Source organism: Acinetobacter sp. 197, from assembly GCF_048148385.1.
In the GTDB taxonomy this organism is placed as follows: Bacteria; Pseudomonadota; Gammaproteobacteria; order Pseudomonadales; family Moraxellaceae; genus Acinetobacter; species Acinetobacter pecorum.
Window position 1 is genome coordinate 264,347 of the sequence record NZ_JAYWZK010000001.1, and the last position, 20,912, is coordinate 285,258.

Annotated in this window: 20 protein-coding genes and 4 tRNA genes; 12 read left to right on the plus strand and 12 right to left on the minus strand. The window is 43.3% G+C overall.

Annotated elements, in window-relative coordinates:
- The first annotated feature begins 39 nt into the window (after positions 1–39).
- Together VXQ11_RS01205 and VXQ11_RS01210 are read left to right on the plus strand one after the other, a co-directional pair.
- On the plus strand, positions 40–1,281 hold the full coding sequence (locus tag VXQ11_RS01205) for an alpha/beta hydrolase family protein (RefSeq protein ID WP_416705222.1): 1,242 nt from the start codon (positions 40–42) through the stop codon (positions 1,279–1,281).
- Between the two features lie 128 nt (positions 1,282–1,409).
- Positions 1,410–1,673, plus strand: a complete 264-nt coding sequence (locus tag VXQ11_RS01210) for a hypothetical protein (RefSeq protein ID WP_064095526.1) — start codon at positions 1,410–1,412, stop codon at positions 1,671–1,673.
- 1 nt (position 1,674) lies between these two features.
- On the opposite strand, the gene VXQ11_RS01215 is transcribed toward VXQ11_RS01210, so the two are convergent.
- The 7 genes from VXQ11_RS01215 to VXQ11_RS01245 all read right to left on the minus strand — a co-directional run bounded on the left by VXQ11_RS01215 (position 1,675) and on the right by VXQ11_RS01245 (position 4,469).
- A complete protein-coding gene (locus tag VXQ11_RS01215) occupies positions 1,675–2,118 on the minus strand; it encodes a DUF2726 domain-containing protein (RefSeq protein WP_064095525.1) in 444 nt (147 codons plus the stop codon).
- A 59-nt stretch (positions 2,119–2,177) separates the two neighbouring features.
- Positions 2,178–2,253, minus strand: a tRNA-Asn gene (locus VXQ11_RS01220).
- Positions 2,254–2,259: 6 nt separating this feature from the next.
- Positions 2,260–2,335: transfer RNA gene (locus VXQ11_RS01225), tRNA-Asn, on the minus strand.
- A 289-nt stretch (positions 2,336–2,624) separates the two neighbouring features.
- Positions 2,625–2,700 (minus strand) — tRNA-Asn (locus VXQ11_RS01230).
- A gap of 6 nt (positions 2,701–2,706) precedes the next feature.
- Positions 2,707–2,782: transfer RNA gene (locus tag VXQ11_RS01235), tRNA-Asn, on the minus strand.
- A 148-nt stretch (positions 2,783–2,930) separates the two neighbouring features.
- Entirely contained in the window at positions 2,931–3,557 is a 627-nt protein-coding gene (locus VXQ11_RS01240) for a superoxide dismutase (protein ID WP_416705223.1), read from the minus strand.
- 153 nt (positions 3,558–3,710) lie between these two features.
- Positions 3,711–4,469, minus strand: coding sequence for a Nif3-like dinuclear metal center hexameric protein (locus VXQ11_RS01245; RefSeq protein ID WP_416705224.1), 759 nt, complete (start codon positions 4,467–4,469; stop codon positions 3,711–3,713).
- Between the two features lie 170 nt (positions 4,470–4,639).
- Between VXQ11_RS01245 and VXQ11_RS01250 the strand changes: the two genes are divergently transcribed.
- The 9 genes from VXQ11_RS01250 to VXQ11_RS01290 all read left to right on the plus strand — a co-directional run bounded on the left by VXQ11_RS01250 (position 4,640) and on the right by VXQ11_RS01290 (position 12,655).
- Positions 4,640–5,821 carry a S1C family serine protease gene (locus VXQ11_RS01250; protein WP_064095522.1) on the plus strand — a complete coding sequence of 394 codons (1,182 nt, stop codon included), beginning with the start codon at positions 4,640–4,642 and terminating at the stop codon, positions 5,819–5,821.
- Positions 5,822–5,956: 135 nt separating this feature from the next.
- Entirely contained in the window at positions 5,957–6,214 is a 258-nt protein-coding gene (locus VXQ11_RS01255; RefSeq protein ID WP_064095521.1) for a hypothetical protein, read from the plus strand.
- A gap of 80 nt (positions 6,215–6,294) precedes the next feature.
- The gene (gene rutD, locus VXQ11_RS01260) at positions 6,295–7,086 is read left to right on the plus strand and encodes a pyrimidine utilization protein D (protein ID WP_416679946.1); all 792 of its coding nucleotides are present in this window, start codon (positions 6,295–6,297) and stop codon (positions 7,084–7,086) included.
- Positions 7,087–7,435: 349 nt separating this feature from the next.
- Complete coding sequence (rutA, locus tag VXQ11_RS01265) at positions 7,436–8,542, plus strand: pyrimidine utilization protein A (protein WP_144724757.1); 1,107 nt, start codon at positions 7,436–7,438, stop codon at positions 8,540–8,542.
- On the plus strand, positions 8,539–9,300 hold the full coding sequence (rutB, locus tag VXQ11_RS01270; RefSeq protein WP_416705225.1) for a pyrimidine utilization protein B: 762 nt from the start codon (positions 8,539–8,541) through the stop codon (positions 9,298–9,300). The genes rutA and rutB overlap by 4 nt, the downstream gene beginning before the upstream one ends.
- Positions 9,301–9,331: 31 nt before the next feature.
- Positions 9,332–9,712: a pyrimidine utilization protein C gene (gene rutC / locus VXQ11_RS01275; protein WP_064095517.1), complete on the plus strand. Its 381-nt coding sequence runs from the start codon at positions 9,332–9,334 to the stop codon at positions 9,710–9,712.
- A 170-nt stretch (positions 9,713–9,882) separates the two neighbouring features.
- Positions 9,883–10,374 (plus strand): NADH-dependent FMN reductase RutF, encoded by a 492-nt coding sequence (gene rutF, locus VXQ11_RS01280; RefSeq protein ID WP_416680037.1) that lies wholly within the window; start codon positions 9,883–9,885, stop codon positions 10,372–10,374.
- A 33-nt stretch (positions 10,375–10,407) separates the two neighbouring features.
- The gene (gene rutG / locus VXQ11_RS01285) at positions 10,408–11,763 is read left to right on the plus strand and encodes a pyrimidine utilization transport protein G (RefSeq protein ID WP_416679948.1); all 1,356 of its coding nucleotides are present in this window, start codon (positions 10,408–10,410) and stop codon (positions 11,761–11,763) included.
- A 16-nt stretch (positions 11,764–11,779) separates the two neighbouring features.
- Positions 11,780–12,655 (plus strand): NAD(P)-dependent oxidoreductase, encoded by an 876-nt coding sequence (locus VXQ11_RS01290; RefSeq protein ID WP_416705226.1) that lies wholly within the window; start codon positions 11,780–11,782, stop codon positions 12,653–12,655.
- A 380-nt stretch (positions 12,656–13,035) separates the two neighbouring features.
- Here VXQ11_RS01290 and VXQ11_RS01295 read toward each other — a convergent pair whose 3' ends face one another.
- The 3 genes from VXQ11_RS01295 to lipA form a co-directional block, all read right to left on the minus strand.
- Positions 13,036–13,428: a carboxymuconolactone decarboxylase family protein gene (locus VXQ11_RS01295; RefSeq protein WP_416705227.1), complete on the minus strand. Its 393-nt coding sequence runs from the start codon at positions 13,426–13,428 to the stop codon at positions 13,036–13,038.
- 167 nt (positions 13,429–13,595) lie between these two features.
- Positions 13,596–16,100 carry an acyl-CoA dehydrogenase gene (locus VXQ11_RS01300; RefSeq protein WP_416705228.1) on the minus strand — a complete coding sequence of 835 codons (2,505 nt, stop codon included), beginning with the start codon at positions 16,098–16,100 and terminating at the stop codon, positions 13,596–13,598.
- Between the two features lie 356 nt (positions 16,101–16,456).
- Positions 16,457–17,470 carry a lipoyl synthase gene (gene lipA, locus VXQ11_RS01305; RefSeq protein WP_416679953.1) on the minus strand — a complete coding sequence of 338 codons (1,014 nt, stop codon included), beginning with the start codon at positions 17,468–17,470 and terminating at the stop codon, positions 16,457–16,459.
- A gap of 213 nt (positions 17,471–17,683) precedes the next feature.
- Here lipA and sthA point away from each other — a divergent pair, with 213 nt between their 5' ends.
- Entirely contained in the window at positions 17,684–19,099 is a 1,416-nt protein-coding gene (gene sthA / locus VXQ11_RS01310) for a Si-specific NAD(P)(+) transhydrogenase (RefSeq protein ID WP_064095510.1), read from the plus strand.
- Between the two features lie 97 nt (positions 19,100–19,196).
- On the opposite strand, the gene VXQ11_RS01315 is transcribed toward sthA, so the two are convergent.
- Positions 19,197–19,526: a four-helix bundle copper-binding protein gene (locus VXQ11_RS01315; RefSeq protein ID WP_064095509.1), complete on the minus strand. Its 330-nt coding sequence runs from the start codon at positions 19,524–19,526 to the stop codon at positions 19,197–19,199.
- A 278-nt stretch (positions 19,527–19,804) separates the two neighbouring features.
- Positions 19,805–20,770: a TauD/TfdA dioxygenase family protein gene (locus tag VXQ11_RS01320; protein WP_064095508.1), complete on the minus strand. Its 966-nt coding sequence runs from the start codon at positions 20,768–20,770 to the stop codon at positions 19,805–19,807.
- Between the last annotated feature and the right edge of the window lie 142 nt (positions 20,771–20,912).

Genomic DNA, 20,912 nt, shown 5'->3' on the forward strand with positions numbered 1-20,912 from the left:
ATAAAAAGAGATAGGGAATAACAATAAAAGGATAGAAATATGCAGAACAGTTATAAGAAATTGATGTTGGGCGTACTGTGTTCTTCGGTACTGTTTTTATCTGCGTGTGGAGATGATGATAAAGATGATTTCTTTGTTGCACAGCCCAAGGTTTTTCTAAGTGAGCAAGCATATACCCAAGATGTGATGTCTCAAGCCTCAAGTATCAGGGTAATGCGTTATAACATGCCTAACGTACAAGAAAAAACTGCAGAAGCTACCGCGTTGGTGATCTATCCTAAAACCCCGCAACCAAGAGATGGTTGGCGGGTTGTTGTATGGGAGCATGGCACGGTGGGTAGTGGAGATAGTTGCGCACCGAGTCGAAATAGCTTTAATCCACGTTTTAAGGCTATGGCAGAAAGTTTACTTGCGAAAGGCTATGTCATTGTCGCACCTGATTATGAGGGGCTAGGTACAGAGGGTATTCATCCTTATTTGCATTTAAAAAGTGCGGCGCAGTCTGCAATTTATGCAGTGAAAGGGTTTAAGCAGCAACAAGGAAATAAGTTTAATGGGGCCTGGGTTTCTGTGGGACAATCCCAAGGAGGGCATGCTTCGCTTGCGACTGCAGAGTTTGCAGGGAATGATCCAAATTATAAAGCAGCAGTTGCAGCAGCACCTGCATCTAGTCTGGGCTATATTATTGGTACAGTTGCACCGCAAGCTTTAAATAAATTGATTTTAGGTGAAGGAGCAGGTGCCGTTCAACCAGGAACTGCGAAAGCTGTTTATTCAGAACTTCTTGCCTATGCAGCTTATGTTGGTGTTGGAATAAAAGCCTATGAGCCAAATTTTGCTTATCAAGCTATCTTTGAAAGCACATCTGAGCTGGTTGCAGAACGTGCTGAAGGTACGACTGGTGAAAATGGTCTGTGTTTAGAAGATTTAATCACAGCTTTTAGTACGGATATGGATCAATGGTTACAGCAAAATCCTGGGAAAACAGTGGTGGACTATCCAGGGCTGACTGATAATTTTGATCAAAATTTATCTGTGAAAAATTTCTTAAGGGATAATCAGCCTGCTACCAAAAAAATAAATGTACCGGTAATGATTATTCAGGGTAAAGAAGATAGGGTAGTACCTTATGATGTTACAGATGCCTTGCAAAAGAATTTGGTGGCTTTGGGTACGGATGTGACTTTCCTAGGAGTTGATGGTGCATCACATACTCAAGCAATCGTTTTAAGGAATAGAGAGCTTGTAGAATTCATTGAAGAAAATATGCCAGCGAAGTAAAAATAAAAGCGAAGATATTAAAAGGAGCTACGGCTCCTTTTTTATTCTCGCATTTTCAAAATTTGAGCAAGAGCTTTAATTTGTTATAGTAGGGGCGAAAGTTAAATGATTGTAAAAATAGGTTTGTTATGTCTGAGCAGTCACAGCCCCGCAGTGTCAAAAAACTTTTGATTTTCGGTACACTTGCCCTCTGTATTCCGGTATTTTTAATTAGTATGGCATTTCTCGCAGTAAATAGTGATGCTAAAAATCAGGAAAAATACAAGCAGCAGCAGGCAGATATGATTGCACGTATTGAAGCACGAGAGGCTGCTGAAAGGCTCAAAGCAGAGCAGGAAACTTTAGCAAATTCAACTCAAGCTGCATCTGAAAGTACAGTAACCGTTCCTTAACTTATCTTAAATCCCTTTGCAGTTGTCTAATAGTTGGAATCTGGGTATATCGAATCACGGTATATCCTGCTGCAATCAGCATGGCATCACGTTCAGCATCTTCCTGTTCTTTGCCAATATGACTCGGATCATCTAATTCAATAATCGCCACCACATTATATTCGCGATCCAGTACCACGAAGTCTGTAACTTTACGATTGAACTGATTGCGCATTTTGATCTGGTCATGCGTAATCAAGGCGCTAAACGCAACTTGGGCCAGAATATGATGATGAGGAAAGGCATCTTTTAGACGGGTAAACATCCTGCTTTCAAAAGCAGTAATCACACGTTTTGGATAGAATTTCTTTTGACGGGTAAACAGATGTGGGAAGAGCAGACAAACTAATGCAAAGGTTGCCAGGCAACCAATCACAAAAAATATAAACTGACTCAAATCAAACATAGATCACAGATAGAGAAAATAAAAAAACCCACTTCGCAATGAGTGGGTTTTTAGAATCCTGGCTCTCCCACCTGGGCTCGAACCAGGGACCTGCGGATTAACAGTCCGTCGCTCTACCGACTGAGCTATGGGAGAATAGATTGGCTCTCCAACCTGGGCTCGAACCAGGGACCTGCGGATTAACAGTCCGTCGCTCTACCGACTGAGCTATTGGAGAATCTGACAGCGATTATAGAGAGATTTGAAAAGGGGTCAAGGCACTTTTAGAAAAAAGCAGCATAAATTGAATCAAGTGTTTTAAAAATAGTCGAAAAGGTTTGTAGTTCAAACTGTTATGTTTATGTAAAGCGGTCCTAACCACAAAATCGCGATCAGCCTTAATTTTTATAAGCGAGCTGGAACATAAGCGATGAGTGGTTGATCGCCTATATAAATCAATATGATCTCAATTTTAAAAACACAGGTATAAAAAAACCCACTTCGCAATGAGTGGGTTTTTAGAATCCTGGCTCTCCCACCTGGGCTCGAACCAGGGACCTGCGGATTAACAGTCCGTCGCTCTACCGACTGAGCTATGGGAGAATAGATTGGCTCTCCAACCTGGGCTCGAACCAGGGACCTGCGGATTAACAGTCCGTCGCTCTACCGACTGAGCTATTGGAGAATCTGATCGGCATTTTAGGGAGGAATCGGCAGGTCGTCAATCAATTAATGTAAAGAAATGAATTGTTTGCTTTATAAATATTCATTTAGAGCCTAAAAATAAAAAAATCACCCAAAATGGGTGATTTTTTTAGCAAAGAAATAAAGAATTATTTCTCAACACCTGCAGGCTGACCTGCATATTTCGCATTTGCATAATCCCAGTTCACCAGGCTTTCCAGGAAAGTAGAGATGTACTTAGGACGAGCATTGCGGTAGTCGATATAGTAAGCGTGTTCCCAAACGTCAATCGTCAATACTGCGATTTTACCATGTGCCATTGGCGTATCAGCATTTGAAGTTTTCATGATTGAAAGCTGGCCGTTTACTTCGTCAGCCACTAACCAAGCCCAACCTGAACCAAATTGGGTAGTTGCAGCAGTAGCAAATTCTTCAGCAAATTTTTCGTAAGAACCAAAAGCTTCGTCAATTTTTGCAGCCAGAGTACCAGTTGCTTTACCGCCGCCATTTTTAGCCATACAGTTCCAGTAGAACGTGTGGTTCCAAACTTGAGCCGCGTTATTAAACACACCTGCTTTAGAAGCATCACCAGCAGTTGCTGTAATAATTTCTTCTAGAGTTTTGCCTTCAAGCTCAGTACCAGCGATCAGGTTATTCAGGTTAACCACATAAGTGTTGTGGTGTTTGTCATGATGGTATTCTAAAGTTTCTTTGCTGATGTGTGGAGCAAGATCTTCGTAGCCGTAAGGTAATGCTGGTAAAGTAATGGTTGTCATGTTCTCAATTCCTTGCATTTTGCTGGGTTTTAACAATAAGTGGCGTTATTGTAATAGATAATCGGGCCGAAATGGGCATCGTGTATAAATAACAATACAGAATAAAGCCTGAAAATATATGAATAAAGCCACTGATCATAACCGTCAGTCGAATTAAATCGGATTGTTTAATTCAAAATAATCATACTCAATATTAAACTGTTCTGAAATAGCCTTGGCCAAGCGTTGCACACCGTATTTTTCAGTCGCATGATGGCCACAGGCATAATAGTGCACATTCAGTTCCTGAGCTTCATAAAAGGTCCGTTCAGACACTTCGCCCGAAATATAGGCATCACAGTCTTGTAGGGCGGCTTTTTGAATATAATCCTGCGCGCCACCTGTACAGAAACCAACTTTTTGAATCAAGGATTTTTCTGCAGGCAAATGTAGTGCGTCAAAGCCGAGTCTTTCTGATACATAGGCTTTGAAGCCTTCTGGAGTCAAGGACTGTTTTAAATAGCCAATATTGCCAATTGGATGCCGTTCGGTTGGATCGAGCTGTTCCATATTTTCCAGTTCAAGCAGATCTGCAATTGCGGCATTATTTCCTAAAACAGGGTGACTATCTAAAGGAAGATGATATCCGACTAAAGAAATATCATTTTTAATCAGCATCTTAATGCGTTTTCCACGCATCCCGGTAATTGGGTAAGCTTCACCTTTCCAGAAATATCCATGATGAACCAGCAGCAAGTCTGCGCCTTGTTCAATTGCAGCTTCAATGGCACTCTGGGAAGCAGTCACAGCACAGAGGATTTTATTTACCTCGGGTCTGCCTTCAATTTGCAAGCCATTTGGTGCATAGTCCTTAAATTCACGCGTTACCAAGGTCTGGTCACACCAGTGAATAATATCGTTCAAATTCGCCATAAAAGTCCTGTTAGTTTAAAAGCTTGCCCATAGTTAGCTATGGGTTTGATTGTAACTAAAGCTGCACAAATCTCTGTGGATTTTTTTGTGTTTAGTTAGGTATTTAGCATTACAATAGAATATAAATTACTTAGTCATCAACGAATTAAAATATTTTAGAGGATAATAACGTGCGCCGCACCTTTACATGGTTACCTTGGGTGTTACTGATTTTAGTCATTATCGGTTTTCTGGGGTGGCAACAACTCCAAAAACCAAAGGCACCAGTTGCGCCAGATGGCGTCAAAATGCCTGCTGAAAAAGTAGAGCCGTTGATTGATATTTCGCGCACAGGAGGCGTTGTCTCCTATAATGCTGCGGTTAAAGTGGCAGCACCGGCTGTGGTGAATATTTTTACCACTCAAAAAGTCAAGCAGCAGGCTCATCCTTTGCTGAGTGATCCGGTATTTCGTGAATTCTTTGGCGATCAGTTACCTGACCAGTATGGACAAAGCCCAAATGAAAACAGCTTGGGTTCAGGGGTGATTGTGCGTCCGGACGGTTATATCCTGACCAATAATCATGTGATCGCGCAGGCCGACCAGATTGTAGTGGCTTTGCAGGATGGTCGTCGTGCTGAAGCCAAGGTCGTCGGGACTGACCCGGATACAGACCTTGCCGTGATCAAGATCGAGCTGGATAAATTACCTGTCTTGCCTTTCAAACTCAGTGGTAATGAAGTCGGGGACGTTGTCCTCGCCATTGGTAACCCGTTCGGTGTAGGGCAAACTGTCACTCAGGGCATTATTTCTGCTACAGGCCGTTCTGATCTGGGTATCAATACCTATGAAGATTTTATCCAGACCGATGCCGCCATTAACCCGGGTAACTCGGGTGGTGCACTGATTGATGTCGCCGGTAACTTAATTGGGGTGAATACCGCAATCTTCTCGCAGTCTGGTGGTTCGCTAGGGATCGGTTTTGCCATTCCGGCCAAAATCTGTCAGCAGGTATTGAATGCCATTCTGGAAGATGGCCGTGTCGTTCGTGGCTGGTTGGGGATTAGCTTGTTACCTGCCGAACGCGATGATGTGCTGCAACCTAAAGAAAAAGGTGTCACCGTCGCTGAGGTGCTACCAGATGGACCTGCTGCTAAGGCTGGAATCAAGCGTGGTGATAAAATTATCAAGGTGAATGAGGAAGAGATCAGCTCAGCCTCACATTTGATTAATTTTGTCGCCTTGCAAAAGCCGAACAGTACTATCCAGATTGAAATCGAGCGTGCAGGTAAACCGATGACGCTTGAAGTGGTAGTAACTGAACGTAAGGCACAAAATAGTGCTTCGCAATATATTCCTTTGCCAGGTCAGTAAATTTAAATAAAAAATCCCTCTTGTTGAGGGATTTTTTTTTGGTTATCTTTTTATATTTAGATTACAAAACAAGAATATTTTATGTGATTTAAATCATTTAATTTCATTGAATAAAATTAAAAAGAGTACACAACAATGAGTTTTATGACTGCTGATCAAGCCAAAATATTATCTGATGTCGCAAATATAAATATTGAGATGTTCAAGCCACGTTTAGCGCAATTGATTGAAGATAATGCCAGACAGGGTAATACAGCGGTACTGACAGTTTTTCCCAAGCATCTGCCACTGGAAGAAATCCACCATCTTTCAGCGGAGTTGACAGAGCTGGGCTATAACGTACGCTTTGAGGTAGAGGAGTTCTATTACAGGTTCAATGTGTACTGGCTATAATTTTACCAATTGTTCAAAAATAGTCTTATTCAGGCATATATCTTGCTGTATTTATCTCATAGTTCAAATATGAGAGTTTTATGTCTTTGTTTATTCACTCTGCAGCACAGGCACATGCGCCTTATGTAGTGCTTTCCTCCGGCTTGGGCGGACATGCCAGCTTCTGGAATCCTCAAATTAAAGCCTTACAGCAAAATTTTCATGTAGTGACCTATGATCAGGAAGGTTGTCATTCGGATTCTGAACTCTTGCCAACGCCTTATTCCGTAGATCGTATGGCCCGGCAGATCCTGGATTTATTGATCAATGAGGATATTTGCGAATTTCATTTTATTGGACATGCGTTGGGTGGGCATATTGGCATGCAGCTCGCAACCTATCAGGCGGAGAAAAAATTTAGGTTGCTGAGTCTGACCATGTTGAATGCCTGGGGCGAACTAGACTCACATACCCAAAAATGTTTTCAGGCAAGGACTTCTTTATTGCTGAATAGCGGGGCAGAAGCCTATGTTCGGGCCCAAGCTTTATTTTTATATCCACCACACTGGATCTCAACACATATTGACCCATTAACCGAAGCAGAAAATAAGCAGCTCCTTGACTTTCCACCGATTCAAAATGTCTTGGCACGTATACAGGCAGTACAAGCTTTTCAAGTAGAAGAAGTGCATCAGCAGGCACTCAAACATGTTCCTGTACATCTGATTGCCAATCGGGATGATTTTCTGGTGCCATATCAACGTTCACAACAACTGCAGCAGTTATTGCCACATAGCCGGTTTAACCTGCTCGAAACGGGAGCACATGCTTCTACGGTGACTGAAACTGCCCTGATCAACCAAAACATACTGCATTTTTTAAAATCAGCCTGATATTTTCAGCCAATAAATCTGTTTATTTAAGTCAGACCTTGGGTCTGACTTTTTATTTTTTCTAATGAATCGTTTCTATGGTATGAGCAGGAATTTTACTGCGAATTTATACAGGTTCTGCACACGCATGAATTTTTATAAATGCACTTGAATGAAACATAGTGAGCGAAATTGATTCATGGTTAAAAATAGTTATTTTACTAAAAATTCAAAAAAATAAATATTAAGTTATTGAAATAGAATGAATAAATATAGTTGGCACACGGTTTGCAATGTTTATATTGTAAATAAGACTCCCGTAGTGGATTCAAGATTTTGAATAAGTGTTAAAAAATAATGAGGTGTGAAAATGAAAATAGGTGTCTTCTGTCCAATTGGGAACAACGGCTGGTTACTCTCTGAAAATGCACCACAATATATGCCGACTTTTGAGTTAAACAAACAAATTGTGCAGCGCGCTGAACACTATGGTTTCGATTTCGCACTTTCCATGATCAAGTTGCGTGGCTTTGGTGGCAAGACTGAATTCTGGGAACATAACCTGGAAACTTTCACCCTGATGGCCGGCCTTGCTGCTGTTACCAGCAAAATTCAAATTTATGCAACAGCTGCAACTCTAGTCATGCCACCTGCAATTGTAGCGCGCATGGCATCTACCATTGACTCGATTTCTAATGGCCGATTTGGGCTAAATGTAGTGACTGGCTGGCAGCCGCCTGAATACACCCAGATGGGCATGTGGCCAGGCAATGAGTATTTTGGCAAACGCTATGAATATCTGTCTGAATATGTACAAATTTTGCGTGAGCTTTGGGCAAACGGAAAATCCGACTTTAAAGGTGAGCATTTCCAGATGGAAGACTGCCGTGTTAGTCCGCGCCCACAAGCCGATATGAAAATCATCTGTGCAGGTCAGTCTGATGCCGGTCTGGAATTTTCTGCGCAATATGCCGACTACAACTTTGTTTTTGGTAAAGGGCTGAATACTCCAACGGCTTATGCAGAAATTAATGATCGCTTAAAAGAAAAAACCGACCTAACTGGCCGTGATGTGCAGACGTATGTGCTGTTTATGGTGATTGCGGCAGAAACTGACGAAGAAGCTCAAGCGAAATGGCAGCATTATAACGATGGTGCCGACATGGAAGCGATTAACTGGTTGATGAATCAGGGCGGGAAAGACACGACTTCCGGTACAGATACCAATATCCGTCAAATGGCGTCTAGTGTATCTCCTGTAAATATCAATATGGGGACTCTGGTAGGTTCTTATAAAAATGTGGCACGAATGTTGGATGAAATTGGCGAAATCAAGGGTACAGAAGGTGTGCTGCTGACTTTTGATGATTTTATTCAAGGGGTCGAAGATTTTGGTCAGAAAATCCAGCCATTGATGAAATGTCGTGACCATATTGTGATTGAGGGTGAAGCACCTGTACTGGAGAAAAGCGCATGAGTGAATCAGTGGTAATGGCCGGTTTTACAGAAAAACTGGGTACCGGGAAAATGCTTAAAGCTGAACCTGAAGCGATCTGCCTTGCACCAGAACAGACTGCCCTGATTGTGATTGATATGCAGAATGCTTATACCTCGCAGGGTGGCTATCTGGATCTGGCGGGTTTTGATGTCTCAAAGACCAAACCCGTGGTCGAAAACATCAAGAAAGCAGTCGATGCAGCGCATGCGGCCGGTATTCAGGTCATCTATTTTAAAAATGGCTGGGATGCAGAATATAAGGAAGCAGGTGGTACGGATTCTCCGAATTTCCATAAATCCAATGCTTTAAAGACCATGCGCAAATGTCCCGAATTACAGGGGCAATTACTGGCCAAAGGGGGCTGGGACTTTGAACTGATTGATGAGTTACAGCCACTGCCACAAGATCTGGTCATTGAAAAACCTCGCTATAGCGGTTTCTTTAATACCGCACTGGACAGCATGTTGCGTGTCCGTGGTATCCGTAACCTGGTTTTTGTCGGAATTGCCACCAATGTCTGCGTGGAGTCGACGCTGCGTGATGGTTTCTTTCTGGAATATTTCGGCGTGGCGCTGGCGGATGCCTGCCATCAGGCCGGTCCAGTCGAAGCCCACGAAGCCAGCCTGTACAACATCAAGACCTTCTTTGGCTGGGTGTCGGATACCTCAAATTTTGTCGATACCTTTCAAAAAGAAAGTGAATCACTTAAAGAAACTGGATTAGCTCAAAGCGCTTAAGAAGTTAAATATCAAGATTAAGGAAAACAGTATGCCTAAAGAAGTCATTATTCCAGCAGGAACTTCAAAACCATTAGCACCGTTTGTACCGGCAACCAAGGCAGACAATATTGTCTATGTGTCAGGCACGCTGGCTTTTGATGAAAATAATAACGTTGTGCATGTCGGTGATGCGGCAGCCCAGACCCGTCATATTTTGGAAACCATCAAACGTGTCATTGAAGAAGCCGGTGGCAGCATGGATGACGTGACTTTCAATCATGTATTTGTCAAAGACTGGGCAGATTATGCGGCGATTAATGCCGTTTATGCAGAGTATTTCCCGGGAGATAAACCGGCACGCTATTGCGTACAGACTGGCTTGGTAAAACCGGATGCACTGGTCGAAATTGCTTCGATTGCCCATGTATAAGCCGAACCACCTGATTCAATTTCATCTATATCAGCCCTAAGTCTGTCACTGAAAACTGACTTGGGGCGAAGGAGAACAGCATGAATGCCAAATTGTCTAAAATCATTACAGAAGCAGTTGCAGATAACAGTGCACTAAATAAGGTGGTAAAGACTGAAAACGCAGCTGAAATGTTTACCCAGGTCGATCAGCAGATTTTCCGTCAGGGTATGTCCAATCTGGGTGCGGCAGTGAATGTGATTACTACACAAGGTCGTTCAGGCATGGCTGGATTTACCGCATCCGCCGTGTGTAGTGTGACTGATACGCCGCCGACTTTGCTGGTCTGTCTGAACCGTTCAGCATCAGTTTATGAAACTTTTAAAAATAATCAGGTGTTGTGTGTGAATACCCTAGCTTCACATCAGCAGCATCTATCCAATCTGTTTGGTGGAAAAACACCTATGGCAGAGCGTTTCAGTCAGGGGAACTGGAAAACGTTGCTGACCCAGTCACCTGTACTTGAGGATGCCTTGGTCAGTTTTGACTGTGAGGTGGTGCAGCAAGTATCTGTAGGCAGTCATGACGTGCTGTTCTGTGAAGTGAAAGCCATGGGCCAGCGTCAAGGCAATGCGCTGATGTACTTTAACCGTTCTTACTGTGAGCCACACAAAATGTGCTAAATCAATTCAGTCCTAATCAAGGAGGGGAAGCCCATGCAAGAAAAAGAATCGTGGTTTCCAAAATTTAAGCCTTACCAAGGCAATATCGATACAACACCAGTTCAGACAGACGAATATCTGCCCGCTGGGAAAAGTATTATTCTCGGGTTACAGCATGTGTTTGCGATGTTTGGGGCAACCGTGCTAGCGCCACTTTTAATGGGCTTTGATCCCAATCTCACAATTTTTATTACCGGGATTGGCACCATTTTATTTTTCCTGATCACTGGCGGCCGATTGCCGAGTTATCTGGGGTCGAGTTTTGCATTTATTGGTGCCGTGGTAGCGGTTACCGGCTATTCAGGAGTAGGCGCGAATCCCAATATTGCGCTCGCACTTGGCGGAACCATTGCCTGCGGTATTGTTTATGCCTTGATTGGTTTGCTGGTCATGAAAACTGGTACAGCCTGGATTGAAAAGCTGATGCCCCCCGTGGTCACGGGCGTCATCGTGATGATTATCGGTTTGCATCTCGCACCGGTCGCGATCAAAAGTGTATCTGCCAACCAGTTTGATTCCTGGATGGCGTTAATCACCATTCTCTGTATCAGTGTGATTGCCGTGTTTACCCGCGGAATGGTACGCCGTCTGCTGCTGTTACTCGGCTTATTGTCCTCCTATCTGCTTTATTTTCTTTTCACCAATATTATGGGCTTCGGACCTGCGATTGATTTCAGTAAAGTCAGCGAAGCGGCATGGTTTGGTCTGCCGACTTTCCAGAGTCCCGTCTTTGAAATGAATGCCATGCTGATGATTGCACCGGTGGCCATTATTCTGGTTGCGGAAAATCTGGGACACTTTAAAGCGGTATCTGCAATGACTGGTAAAAATCTGTCGCCGTATATGGGACGCGGTTTCTTTGCAGATGGTGTTTGTACTTCCTTATCCGCTTCTGTGGGAGGTACGGGAATGACCACCTATGCTGAAAATATCGGTGTTATGGCAGTGACCAAAGTGTATACAACCACTGTGTTTGTCTTTGCCGGGATATTCGCTATCTTGCTCGGGCTTTCACCGAAATTTGGTGCGGTGATCAGTACGATTCCTGTGGCCTTGCTTGGCGGTGCCTCGATTGTAGTATTCGGTCTGATTACGGTTGCAGGTGCCAAAATCTGGATAGATAACCGTATTGACTTTACCAAGAACAGCACAATGATTATTGGCGCAGTGTGTCTGATTATGGGTACAGGTAATTATAGCTTGCAGATTGGTAGCTTTGATTTAGGTGGGATTGGCACTGCGACTCTGGCTGCGATTTTACTCAATCTGTTCCTGAATCGTGGGGAAGATAAAGAATCGCCTGTATCTGCATCAACCGCAACGGACATTGAAGTGAAACCGGTTGCTTAAATATAAGGAGTATCTTTTGAGTCATACAATTGCATTTTTAGGACTCGGCGCAATGGGCTGGCATATGGCTTCCCATTTGCCAAAACTCGGACACCCGGTTTGGGTCTGGAACCGGTCTGAACAGAAAGCTGTAGAGCATGCCACACTTTTCGCCACTCAGGCTGTCAGTATTGAGCAGGCGGTTCAAGCCGACTTTATCTTTTCCTGCTTACCCACCAGTCAGGATGTCGAAAATCTAATCGCTGCACATCCACCCAAGCCAGGTGCAATCTGGATTGACTGTACTAGCGGTGTACCAGAATTGGCCCAAAAACTGGCACAACGATTGGAGCAGCAGGGAAGTTATTATCTGGATGCTCCAGTTTCCGGTCAGACCATTGGCGCAGAAAAAGGTACTTTAACCGTGATGGTAGGGGGCAATGCGCATGCATTTGAACAAGCTAAACCGGTAATTGATGCTTTTGCCGGCTTGATTGAATATGTCGGTGAAAGTGGTTCTGGTTTTGCAGTAAAAGCAGTAAATAATACGTTGATGGCTACCCATTTATGGGCACTGGCTGAAGGGTTGACTGTACTGAAAGGGCAGGGTGTAGATTTGGGTAGTGCGTTGAATTGTATTAATCATTCCAGTGGTAAAAGCAGTATGTCGGAAAATATCATGGCGCAGCGTGTCTTAAATCGTGAATTCAGCAAAACTTTTGCGCTGGATTTATTGCAGAAAGATATCGGTATTGCTTTAGAGCTGGTACAGCAACAGCAACTGGATTTGTCAGTCATGTCTTTAGTTCAAGAGCAGTTTCAGCAGATTGCCAAGCCTCAGGCCAGTCAGCTGGATTTTTCCGCTGCGGTACAAGGGTTGGAACAACGTACGCAAATTGAATTAAGGGGTTAAAGTCTTTCTTATAAATTGCTATTCATAGAGAACCTATTAATTTTGAATTAAATTCATAACGACAGATTTACTATCAAAAATATGAAAAGCCGAGAATTTAACAACTCTCGGCTTTCTTATTGATCATTACTTTAAATAGCCTAAGCAATTTCAAATTTAACTGATATTTGAGCAATTTAAACAAATAGATTTCTTTTATAAATCAGAAAAAGATTGTCCATTCATATTTAATGTTCCTTCTCCCTTAGGGGTGAGGAGTATGCTCCGCAAGAGGATGAAAGATTTTTTTATAAAGAACCTCTCCTATGAGGAGCGGGAATTTCATAAATAATTTTTAATCATTAAGAATTATTTATGAAAGAGCTCTAATACACTTATATTCATTTCTCTAGATTCGCTTCATATTCCTGAATCACTTCAAGTGCAGCACGAAAAGCTTCCTGGGTTGTCGGTGCGCCGCAGTAAGGCAGACTATGCAGCAGCACTTCCTGAATTTCCTCAACCGTTGCACCGTTATTTAGGGCACCTCGCACATGGCCTTTCAGTTCAGTGGGACTTTTTTGCGCGGTTAGGAAGGCAATGGTAATTAAAGAACGATATTTACGTGGTAATACACCTTCACGTTGCCAGGTCGAACCCCAGGCATGTTCATTAATCCAGTCTTGTAGAGGCTGGGTAAAAGGCATGGTATTTTCCTGAGCACGCTGCACAAAGCTTTCCCCCATTACTTCGGTACGGACTTTCAAGCCATTTTCATAATCTTGTTGTGACATGCTTTATCCTCAATTTTATTATTGCTTTAGCTTAACGCTTTTAAGCTAAAATACTATCGTGCCATAGTCGTAAAAAAGTGGCTGAAAAGCCACTTGTAAAGCTTCCAGAGTAAAGCAATAAAATGACTTCACTCTGGAATTTATGACATCTTAAATCTAAGTTTTATTTAAGGTGATACCGAGTGTGAAGGATCAGTTTGCACTGAAGTATCCGTTCCTTTGGCATCTTCCTTGATGAGATACGGATTCTCAAGCTCTAATACCTCATTCAAGTGCAGATCGAATACATCGGTCAACATGCTGTCATAACGGCGCGCATTATAGTGCAGCAGTTTTTCTGCTTCCTGATCATTAATAAAGCCTTGTTGATGTGCATCGGCTACATGCTCAGCAAAACTAAGTCCTTTAAATTGTCCTTTATTTTCAGCTTTTTTAAAGCGATCCCAGAGCTTTTCAATCTCTAGGAGCAGATTGAAAGTTGATTCCATACGGCCAGTGACATCATTTTCATTGATATTATAGTAGACATGTTTTTTGAGTGACTGCCGGAAAGCATTGTCTTCCATCATACTGTTCGCTACCTGTTGTTTCAGATAGTCTGATGGTTTCTGTACCGGACGGCCAAATGGGAAACATAACAGTTTGACCATACCTGCTGCTGCACCTGATGGAAAGTTGGCAAACAGGTCAAAAAATGCTTCTTGCGCTGTATACAGAGACTTTTCTACCGCAAGCTGTGCATGTAAACGCTCATCTTCAGTTTTTTTACTATGCTCAAAAAACTTGAGAATTGCCGATGCAATAAACAGGTGAGCATGAATGTCGGCCAGACGACCTGAAAGCATTTCCTTACGTTTGATATCACCCGCGAGTAATCCTAGGCACATATCCGCGGTCAGGGCAAAGTTGGCACTCAGCCGGTTAATCACTTTGTAATAAGGATGGGTAAAGTCAACCGCACTTTGCGGTGCAGCACTGGAGCCACCTGTAAAGGCATAGGCAAAGGAGCGGGCAGTCCGGTTAAAGGTGTATCCCAAATGTTTAAAAAGCAGGTCATCGAAAGGGTTTAGAGCGGCAGCCCGATCTTCAGCCTGTAAAAGCTGTAATTCTTCATAAAGATAAGGATGGCAACGCATTGAACCCTGACCGAAAATCATCAGGGAACGACTAAGAATATTGGCACCTTCAACGGTAATGGAGACTGGAATTGCCTGATAGTAAGGCGCCAGAAAGTTGCGCGGACCCATCTGAATGGCGCGGCCACCGACCACATCCATACCGTGATTGACCACTTTACGCATACCTTCTGTCGCATAATATTTGGCAATCGCCGTCATTACGGCAGGTTTGCCGCCCTGATTCAAACCACAGGTGACCAGATAACGGAAGGCTTCCAGCATATAGGTATCACTGGCGATTTCACTATTGGCTTCCTGTACCCCCTCAAATTTACCGACTGAAATTTTGAATTGCTGACGGATACGAGAGAAAGCACCCACATTTAAATAAGTCATTTCTGCTGTAGACGTAGACAGCGCTGGTAGGGAAATGCCACGACCAACTGCCAAACATTCCATCAGCATGCGCCATCCTTTACCGGCATTTTTGACGCCACCAATAATCCAGTCCAGTGGAATAAAGACATCTTTACCTTCAACTGTACCATTCATGAATGGTGGTCCCGGGTTATGCCGTGGTCCCACTATTACGCCTTCATGACTGGCAGGGAGCAGGGCACAGGTAATGCCGTATTCAGTCTGTTCACCCAGGAGATGATCAGGGTCATACATTTTAAAGGCCAGGCCTACGACTGTCGCGATTGGGGCTAACGTAATCCAGCGTTTGGAAAAATTCATTCTCAAGCCCAGAACTTCCTGACCTTCAAACTGACCATAGCAGACTACACCGGTATCAGGAATCGCACCGGCATCCGAACCGGCTTCTGGACTGGTCAAACCGAAACAGGGAATTTCTTCACCGCGCGCCAGACCTGGCAAATAACGGTTTTTCTGTTCTTCAGTACCGTAATGCAGCAATAACTCACCCGGACCGAGAGAGTTCGGCACCATGCAGCTTACGGCGGTGGTGAGCGAGCGTGAGGAAATCTTGCTCATCACCCGGCTTTGGGCAAATGAACTGAAGGCGCGACCGCCGTATCCTTTGGGAATAATCAGACCCAGAAAACCATGGTCTTTGATGTATTGCCAGATGTGATCAGGCAGCGCTTTTTGCTCATGAATTTCCCATTCATCCAGCATGCTGCACAAGGTTTCAACTTCATTGTCCAGAAAGGCTTGCTCTTCTAGCGACAGCTTTGGATAAGGATAGCTGTTAAAGGTTTCCCAATTCGGTGCACCCATGAACAGCTCTTTTTCCCACCAGCTGGTCCCGGAATCCAGTGCTTCGCGTTCTGTTGGACTAATGCTCGGCATAGCATTGGCCAGTGTTTTATAGGCCGGTTTGGAAATGAATGACATGCGCAAAGGTTCGATCATCACTACAAGGCTAATCAGGATGAGCGGAATACCGAGAATAAGTGACCACGGGCTAATAAAGGCACACACTACTGACATAATAATTAGCGTGATTGCACCCACACTACGCGAGAGCTGAAAATAGAACACAGCCCATAAACTGAGTAATAGCAGTAGTACAGCAAATATAAATAGCATTGTTATATTTCTCCAGATTTATACCAAGCTGGCTTTGCCAAGATCCCTCATGGATATTTCGTTATTACAATTCATTCATTCTTGTCACTTGAGATTTGGATAGCTTCAGCAGTGCACGTGTGAGAATGATCTTTTTCAAGTATTAAAACGAATAAGTTAAGTTGTTTATCTGTTTTTGAGATTGTTTGAAAAATGCTCATTCTTCAAGTGAGAACGCGCAAAGAAATGTGAAGATAAGTAATGACTTAATCTTTGTCTAATAGAGAAAAATCAGCTTAACGCTGAGTTAAATTTTAATTATAGATATTAAAAAGCCCTCTACTTGAGAGGGCTTTTATTTCATCTATTTAAACCGATTAAGCTTCAATTGTCTGAACTGCAATTTTCTTGGCAGGGTCAACCTTACGACGCACTGCTGGTACAGGTTCGCCATAGTATTGACGGTCGGCAAAATAGCTTGAACGAACCATTGGCGCTGCCCAGATATTGCGGAAGCCCAGTTTTTGACCATGTTTAGTATAACGTTCGAATTCTTCAGGTGTCACGAAGCGGTCAATCGCTGCATGTTCCTTGGAAGGCTGCAAATACTGACCAATGGTTACATAGTCCACGCCATGCGCATGCAGATCATCAAGCAGGGCAAGCACTTCTTCTTCGGTTTCACCAATTCCTACCATTAATCCACATTTGGTTGGAATGTCTGGGCAGTATTCCTTAAACATTTTCAGCAGGTTTAAAGAGTGCTGATAGTCAGAACCTGGACGCATGGCTTTATACAGACGTGGCACTGTTTCGATATTGTGGTTAAACACATCTGGTGGACACTCAGTCATGATGCGTAGCGCAATATCCATACGGCCACGGAAGTCTGGCACCAGAATTTCTAGTAGAGTATTCGGGCTTAAGGCACGTGCTTCTTTAATACAATCTACAAAATGCTGAGCACCACCATCCAGCAGATCATCACGGTCTACGGAAGTAATTACTGCATATTTCAAACCCAGGTTGGCAATGGTTTCAGCCATATGACGCGGTTCATCTGCATCGAGTGCATTTGGACGGCCATGTGCTACATCACAGAACGGACAGCGACGGGTACAGATGTCCCCCATAATCATAAAGGTAGCAGTACCGCCACCAAAACATTCAGGCAGGTTTGGACACGCGGCTTCTTCGCACACCGTGTGTAATTTTTGCTGACGTAATGTGGTTTTAATGCGTTGAACTTCTTCCGGTGCCGCCATTTTTACTCGGATCCAGTCCGGTTTGCGTGGCGTTTCAACCGTAGGAACAACTTTTACAGGAATGCGGGCAACTTTTTCCGCACCGCGAAGTTTGACGCCCTGTTCAGGTTTACGGTTTTCAGACATATTCAACTTTTCCACTGTTTTTGAAGGGGGAGATACTCAAAGATAGCCGAGTTATTATAACGGACTTAGCTACAAATGGGGCAAAAAGGACTATTCATTTAATAAATGTTCTTATCAAGTAATATATGTGAGTTAAATACACCAAATCAACAGGATTTACGTCATAATAAGCAGGTAGATTAAAGTAAATTTTTTAATTTTGAGGAGCGTTGAATGCCACGTAAAAAAGAGGTCGTTAGTGGGACTTTCGTTAAATATGATGCGGTAGTTCTAGGTTCGGGCCCTGCGGGCGAAGGCGCGGCAATGAAACTTGCCAAATCAGGTAAGCGTGTTGCAATCGTTGATATGCGTGAACAGCTAGGTGGTAACTGTACCCACGTTGGTACGATTCCAAGTAAAGCATTGCGTCAGACGGTATCGAGCATCATCCGTTATCAACGTGATCCAATGTTTCAAAAAGTAGGTGAATGGAAACAGTTCACCATGAAGCAGGTGCTTCGTAATGCACATAAAGTGATTCAACAGCAGGTTGAAACACACTCGCGTTTTTACGATCGTAATAAAATTGATATTTTCCATGGCCGTGCCTACATTCAGGATGAAAATACCATTTTTGTATTTACCCCGGATGGCATCAAGGAAACGATTCAGTTTAAACAGTTGGTGATCGCGACCGGTTCTCGTCCTTACCGTCCTGAAATTCTAGATTTTAATCACCCGCGTGTATTTGATTCAGACAAAATTCTGGATCTGGATTATACAATCCAAAAAATCATTATTTATGGTGCAGGTGTCATTGGTTGCGAATATGCATCGATCTTTATTGGTCTGGGCCATAAAGTTGACCTGATCAATACACAGCCGAAACTGCTCAGCTACCTGGATGATGAAATTTCTGATGCATTGTCTTATCACTTGCGTGAACAGGGTGTTTTGATCCGTCATAACGAACAGATTGATTATCTTGAAACGTCTGATGAATATGTAGTTCTGCATACTCAGAGTGGCAAGAAAATTAAAGCAGATGCAATTTTGTGGTGTAACGGCCGCTCAGGCAATACCGATGGTTTGGGTCTGGAAAATGTCGGCCTGAAACCGAACAGTCGTGGTCAATTGACTGTAAATGATCAATATCAGACTGACGTTGAAAATATCTATGCTGCTGGTGATGTGATTGGCTGGCCATCTCTGGCTTCTGCTGCCTATGACCAAGGTCGTTGCGCGGGTGCAAACATGAGTGGTGAGAAAGACGTTGCTCCGGTCACTGATATTCCAACCGGGATTTATACCATTCCTGAAATTTCTTCGATTGGTAAGAATGAACAGCAGCTGACTGAAGAGAAAATTCCATATGAAGTCGGTCAGGCATCGTTCCGTCACCTGGCCCGTGCACAGATTACCGGTGATACTGTGGGCGAATTGAAGATTCTGTTCCATCGTGAAACGCTGGAAGTTTTGGGTGTTCATTGTTTCGGTAATAATGCATCTGAGATTATCCACATTGGTCAGGCAGTCATGAACAGCCCGAACAATACCATCAAGTACTTTGTAGAAACTACCTTTAACTATCCGACTATGGCGGAAGCTTATCGTGTGGCAACGCTGAATGGTATGAACCGTTTATTCTAATTTGACTCATTCAAGTTAGCCAAAAACCCGCAAGATCAATCTTGCGGGTTTTTCTTTTTTAATCTTTATAGCTACTTTTGACCAGTCACCGTGAGGGCTAGGCAGCCATTTTTCGACATTCTTCAGCACAACGGCGGCATGCTTCGGCACATTGCTGACAATGTTCATGTTGGTGCTGACCACATTCTTCTGCGCAGTAGTCACATGCTTTTGCACAAAGTTCACATATCTCATGCATGAAAGGAGACTGCTTTTGTTCCATACGGGCACACAGCTGACAAATATCTGCACAATCCAGACAGCGCTGGATACATTCCCGCATCATCTCTAGCTCTTTTTCTTTAAGACAGGCGCTGGCACAGTTGGCACATGCGAGAGAACAGCTCATACAGGTCTGAACACAATCTGAAAATTGAAGCTGATTCATTGTTGTTTCCTCTTTCCAGGGGTTTATTGCTGATTTTCTAATACGCTAAGCAGAAAAAGGAAAATACACCAGACAGATTAAGTGAGAAAAAGTAAACCGCTACTTTGTTTTGTTAAAGATCGACTGGATCAAAGCTAATATTCAAAGTTAATTTTTTGCTTGAAAATAAAAAACCATTGAGGTGGTCAAAGTCTCAATGGTGGAAGATCGACATGATGAATTGTAATTATTGAAGGTTTAAGCTAGTTCTACCTTTCTCGTTATTCTCGTTTTTATTATTAAAATGGACGGCTACCTGCCAGACTGATACGTTTCAATAAACGGCGCTGATCAGCCGGGAAAGGACGACGGGAGTGCAGAGTCACCTGATTGTCCCAGAACACGATATCGCCCACTTCCCAATGATGTTCATAAGCGAACTCAGGTTTTGAAATATGCTCACGCAATGTTGCAATCAGTTCGCTGCCAGCCTGATCATCATAATTGACCAGTTCAACTTCGGTATGCGTATTCAGCCAAAGTGCTTTACGACCGGATTCGGGATGAGTGCGCACCAGTGGATGTGGATAGGCATGACTTAATATGGGCTGATCTTTAAAGCGATACAGCGGGCTATTGCCATAACCTTGATCCTCAACCTGATCTCTAGTTTTTTGACGGCGCACGAATGGGTTGTAAGTAATCAGTTGTAGCTGATCAATTTGTGCTTTGGTTTCTTTATCGAGTGCATCATAGGCTTTAATGGTATTGATCCAGCTGGTCTGACCGCCGTCCTGAGGCAGTTCAATTGCATACAGAAGGGAACCAAAAGAAGGTAGGGGTGTCCATTGATGATCGGCATGTGGAGTCAGTTCACCATGCCCGGTGTAATCTCCCTGACCAACAGCATTGGACACCGGAACGACATCGGGTGGAACACCGCTATCTGACTGCGCAGCCAGTACCGGTGTATCTGCACCTGGGCGGAAAATGGAACCGAAATAAGTTGAAAACGCCAAGTATTGTAAATCATCCAGACTTTGCTGCTTAAAGATCAAAATCAGGTGCTCGGCCAGCGCCTGTTTTAATTTCAGAATGGTTTCAGATGACTGTGCTTTACGGGCATCCAGACCATAGACCACTGCACCTAAGGCCTGATCTGTTTGCGGTACAATCTTGATTTCAGTCGGATGTTGAAATTGATCTTGCTGATGCCAGCGTGGAGCATCATGAATGGCTTGTGAAAGTTGGGTTAAGCTGGTCATTATCGAGTCTCAGAATTTTTTAATAATCAGAATCTAAGAAAATTCCGGACTGAAATAAAATCAAAAGAAGTGATAAGTTTATGAAGAAGCTTATATTTTTATTATTTTGCTGATTTTACAGCATTTAACTTATTGTGCGATG

Bases quoted from the DNA above. Each gene is read 5' to 3' on its own strand.
- VXQ11_RS01210 (WP_064095526.1), top strand. From the start codon at position 1,410: ATGTCTGAGCAGTCACAGCCCCGCAGTGTCAAAAAACTTTTGATTTTC.
- rutD (WP_416679946.1), top strand. From the start codon at position 6,295: ATGTCTTTGTTTATTCACTCTGCAGCACAGGCACATGCGCCTTATGTA.
- rutF (WP_416680037.1), top strand. From the start codon at position 9,883: ATGTTTACCCAGGTCGATCAGCAGATTTTCCGTCAGGGTATGTCCAAT.
- sthA (WP_064095510.1), top strand. From the start codon at position 17,684: ATGCCACGTAAAAAAGAGGTCGTTAGTGGGACTTTCGTTAAATATGAT.
- rutA (WP_144724757.1), top strand. From the start codon at position 7,436: ATGAAAATAGGTGTCTTCTGTCCAATTGGGAACAACGGCTGGTTACTC.
- VXQ11_RS01205 (WP_416705222.1), top strand. From the start codon at position 40: ATGCAGAACAGTTATAAGAAATTGATGTTGGGCGTACTGTGTTCTTCG.
- VXQ11_RS01295 (WP_416705227.1), bottom strand. From the start codon at position 13,428: ATGTCACAACAAGATTATGAAAATGGCTTGAAAGTCCGTACCGAAGTA.
- rutC (WP_064095517.1), top strand. From the start codon at position 9,332: ATGCCTAAAGAAGTCATTATTCCAGCAGGAACTTCAAAACCATTAGCA.
- rutB (WP_416705225.1), top strand. From the start codon at position 8,539: ATGAGTGAATCAGTGGTAATGGCCGGTTTTACAGAAAAACTGGGTACC.
- lipA (WP_416679953.1), bottom strand. From the start codon at position 17,470: ATGTCTGAAAACCGTAAACCTGAACAGGGCGTCAAACTTCGCGGTGCG.
- VXQ11_RS01215 (WP_064095525.1), bottom strand. From the start codon at position 2,118: ATGTTTGATTTGAGTCAGTTTATATTTTTTGTGATTGGTTGCCTGGCA.
- VXQ11_RS01300 (WP_416705228.1), bottom strand. From the start codon at position 16,100: ATGCTATTTATATTTGCTGTACTACTGCTATTACTCAGTTTATGGGCT.
- VXQ11_RS01320 (WP_064095508.1), bottom strand. From the start codon at position 20,770: ATGACCAGCTTAACCCAACTTTCACAAGCCATTCATGATGCTCCACGC.
- VXQ11_RS01240 (WP_416705223.1), bottom strand. From the start codon at position 3,557: ATGACAACCATTACTTTACCAGCATTACCTTACGGCTACGAAGATCTT.
- VXQ11_RS01245 (WP_416705224.1), bottom strand. From the start codon at position 4,469: ATGGCGAATTTGAACGATATTATTCACTGGTGTGACCAGACCTTGGTA.
- rutG (WP_416679948.1), top strand. From the start codon at position 10,408: ATGCAAGAAAAAGAATCGTGGTTTCCAAAATTTAAGCCTTACCAAGGC.
- VXQ11_RS01315 (WP_064095509.1), bottom strand. From the start codon at position 19,526: ATGAATCAGCTTCAATTTTCAGATTGTGTTCAGACCTGTATGAGCTGT.
- VXQ11_RS01255 (WP_064095521.1), top strand. From the start codon at position 5,957: ATGAGTTTTATGACTGCTGATCAAGCCAAAATATTATCTGATGTCGCA.